At 38.5% G+C, this 4,005-nt stretch carries 2 protein-coding genes; both read left to right on the forward strand.

What is annotated here, in order from left to right; all coding sequences use genetic code 11:
• The first annotated feature begins 253 nt into the window (after positions 1-253).
• Positions 254-1,795, forward strand: coding sequence for an N-acetylmuramoyl-L-alanine amidase (locus DPV68_RS14640; RefSeq protein ID WP_081828362.1), 1,542 nt, complete (start codon positions 254-256; stop codon positions 1,793-1,795).
• A 307-nt stretch (positions 1,796-2,102) separates the two neighbouring features.
• Positions 2,103-3,440 carry a murein hydrolase activator EnvC family protein gene (locus DPV68_RS14645; protein WP_114167501.1) on the forward strand — a complete coding sequence of 446 codons (1,338 nt, stop codon included), beginning with the start codon at positions 2,103-2,105 and terminating at the stop codon, positions 3,438-3,440.
• Positions 3,441-4,005: the final 565 nt, after the last annotated feature.

The following is a 4,005-nucleotide window of genomic DNA, read 5'->3' on the forward strand; positions in this document are numbered from 1 at the left end:
ACATTCTAACACATTCATGCAACTAAACTTTTATGCAGATGAAAGGAGGGCCAATTTATTTCTTAAAATACGTCTATTCCCCTTAATAATAGTGCATTTTAAAACAGGGCAAGAAAACTTTTAACTGTAGATAGACGAAAGCCAATAATCGTTGCATAGAATGACTAATATTTAAAGGATAAGTACCATACAGATAGTAAAAAACCATTCATGGGTCTTTACAACCAAAAAAACTACATATAAGGAGTCTATTATGAAGTCTAAACATAAATTTCGAATAAGCTTAGTAATTTCCTTGGCTTTATTAACTTCTTTTTTCTATCCCTTTAAGCTTTTAACTAGTGTTAACGTCCTAAACGTCGTACATGCAGAGGAATCTCTATTCATAACAACTGAAAATTTGAATTTGCGTTCCTCGTTCTCTTCAAAAAGCAAAGTCCTTTTGACGATTCCAAAAGGAAAAACCATTAAGAAGATAGGTGTATATGGAGAAGATAAATCCTGGTTTAAAGTTTCATTTAATTCAAAAATCGGTTATGTCTCAACGAAGTACGTGACGCCAAAACCTATACCTAAAAATTCAGTCAGTTCAATAAACACAATATATAAAACTAAAACTTCACTAAATCTGCGTAAGGGCCCATCTGTCAAATCACCCGTTTTAATGACTATCCCAAAGTCCAGCCCACTAATGTACCATGCTGCCTCAGGCCCTTGGTATAAAGTATCATACAATGGGACTCAAGGCTATGTGGCAAGTCAGTATGTAACCATATCGCCCTCGGCTATGAAGTCACGAAGTAAGCAAACGACCGAGATTCGCTCAAGCATGTCTTTAGTGAACTCAAAGGTCCTTATTACGATTCCAGCATCTACTGAAGTGACTGTACTAGGAAAATCGGGCACAACGGGTTCTTGGTTAAAAGTTATGTATAACGGTATTACAGGATTCACACCTGCTCGACATTATATAGTGCAAGTGGCACCGGGGGATTCTTTATCCACTTATCCAACATATATTACTATCGAAAATCTTAATTTACGTAACCAAGCGAGTCGTTACGGATCTATTTTGACAACAATTCCCTCAGGCACTTCGATTTCTGTCATATCGAAAAGCGCCAGTTGGTACAAGGTGCGATATAACAATCAAGTCGGTTACGTATCATCTGGTTTTGTGCAACCATTTACCGGAAAAACTCCTATAAAATCACCGGTGATTCCAGCTAACAAACACGTGATTTTAATTGACGCTGGACACGGTGGGGGAGATGCTGGTGCAGTGACTTCAAACGGTACAGTTCAAGAAAAAGTACTCACCCTAAACATTGCTAATCGTGTGGCCGACGAACTAAAGAAAAACTATGAGCTTTATGAAGTGAAACTAACGCGCTCAAATGATAGATACTTGTCACTTGTTGAGCGGACCAATCTATCAGAAAGGCTTGATGCTGACGCTTTCATAAGCGTCCACATTAATTCTTCACCTTCTTTCGCTACAGGTCATGAAGCACTCGTCCCTACTTCTAGCGCGTACACCACAAATCCATATGCGAACGCTAGCCGCAGATTAGGTGAAGTAATTAATCAAGAAATCGCCATGAACGTTCCAGATTTTAAAAATCGAGGCGTTAAGCGACAAGATGTCTATGTGGTAGGAAGAAACACGGTACCTTCTACTCTCATCGAATATGGCTTTATTGCTAACTCAGTAGATCGCTCCTATATGTCGGGAAGTAACATGATCAAAGCAACCGCCAAAGGAATTGATAAATTTATGAAGAGTTACTACTAAATAAACACCAAACAAATACTAACAAACGATTTGACCACTGAATTTGAGACAAAATGTCCTAAATTCAGTGGTCATCATTCATTTCCTCATCAAAATGGCATTATAAGTATTTCTCTTGATATACTCGAATGACAATAAACTCAAAAGAACAACTGACATAGAAATGAAAAGAAATAGAAATATAGATGGTGAAGTAATATTGATACAATGATTCCGGTTCGAGTTTTAATCATGATACGAATACTTTTATCCAGCAACGCATTTTTTATAATAGAGATAAGTTACGGAGGCAACAACATTGTTTACCATGAAAAAAATTATAGCTTCAACTTTACTTGGTGTTATGTTAGTTCAAAGCGCATCCCCTTCTTACGCTTTAAACTTGACTGAAAAACAAAAAAATATCCAGCAGAAGCAAGCGCAAAATTCTACAGAGCAACGTAAAGCTAATACGTCAATTCAGCAGCGTGAACAAGATATCACACTCGAAGAACAGAAACTGAATGACTTGGAATCCGAGTTACAGGATATTATCAATGAGGTCACCCAGAAGAAGGCTGAAATTCGGACAACCCAAAAGAAAATTGCTCAGATTCAAACTCAAATTAAAGAATTCCAGAAAAAAATGAGCTCTCAAAAGACATTGATGGAAGAACGCATGGTCACGATGCAAAAAAAAGGTGGTTCTTCTATAAACTGGGCTGAATTTATTTTTGGTTCAAAAGACTTTGGTGATCTGGTTTCACGCATGATCACCGCAGGGACGATTCAAGAAAATGATCAAGAACTTTTCAAAGAATATCAATCAACAAAAAATAAGCTTCAAATTGCTAAAGCTGAATTGGACACTGAAAAAGATAAGCTTATTAGTCAAAAAGAAGAGCTAGAGAATAGTCAGAAAAAATTGAACGGCAAAATTAAAGTGCGGGCTGCTCAAATAAAAAAATTAGAGGCCGAAAAAATCCAGTTCACATCTAAATTGGTAAGCTTGCAACAAATGGAATCGACGCTTCAAGAACAAGAAAAATCAATTCAAGCAGAGATTGAAGCCCAAAGGCTTGAAGAACAAGCTAAAATTCGTACCAAAGAGGCTGCGCGTAAAGCTGCAGAAGCAAAAAGTGCCGAAAAAAATGAAATCAGCGAGAATAAAGCCTCTCTCGAAAAATCACCAAACTCTGAGAAAGTGGTAAACACTTCAAAGACTACGGATTCACTCGCTTCTCCAACAAGTGGCGGAGTTTTTCAACGTCCAACCTCAGGTATCGTAACCCAAGGATGGGGTCCAGCAGGCGGGGCCAATGGCTACAGCTTCCATAATGCACTAGATACAGCTGGACCAGTAGGAACTCCTATTATGGCTGCTCAAACAGGAACTGTAACTCGAGCAGGCTGGGGTGGACCTTATGGAAATCATGTCATCATTACGCATGTCATAGGCGGTCAAGTTTGGACTACCCTTTATGCTCACATGAGCTCATTGTCCGTTTCCGCCGGACAACGTGTGACCCGAGGACAGAACATCGGTGCGATGGGGAGTACCGGAAATTCGACCGGTTCTCATTTACACTTTGAAGTCCATCGAGGAAACTATTCGTACTCAGCTACAAGTGCAGGGAATACAGTCAACCCATCCCAATTTTTCTGAATTTCAGAGGCGAAATTGTTTAACACTATATAATTACTTCAGTAAATCACTTAATATTTAGACCACAGAATATTAGATGCCCCGTAAAAGTTGGACCTGATAATCTAATTTTTATGGGGCGATTTTTATGTCCGAAAGCTTTTAAAGTCTCGGTGACCAAACGCTAACTGACTCGCAAGAAAAACTTCAGAAAGTTAGGATGAGCTTTCGTTCGTGCCCCCACCCCCCTACGAGTGCCTGGGGAATACAATCTCAGGTGCGACATACACATTCACTATGTAGATATTAAAAACGATATGGATGGGTAGACAATCTTTAATCGATTCAATCTTGAAGTACAGACTCTTCTCTCCTTTGATGACCTTCAACTGGCAATATACGTCGAGACGAACCTTAGGTTACTAAGGCCGTGTCTAACGGTCGATGATAAATTTACGGATATGAAGGTCCAAATTCAAACCTAGGTTGTCGAAGTCACCAGATGATCTATTTCATGATCCAACTTTTTGGATTAAGTTCAATTAATATCTTTTGAACTTAATATATAAAATTGAACTTAATATTT

Source organism: Exiguobacterium sp. TNDT2 (assembly GCF_003331145.1).
GTDB lineage: Bacteria > Bacillota > Bacilli > Exiguobacteriales > Exiguobacteriaceae > Exiguobacterium.

Excerpts from the sequence above, each read along its gene's own strand:
- DPV68_RS14645 (WP_114167501.1), top strand. The coding sequence starts at position 2,103 with ATGAAAAAAATTATAGCTTCAACTTTACTTGGTGTTATGTTAGTTCAA.
- DPV68_RS14640 (WP_081828362.1), top strand. The coding sequence starts at position 254 with ATGAAGTCTAAACATAAATTTCGAATAAGCTTAGTAATTTCCTTGGCT.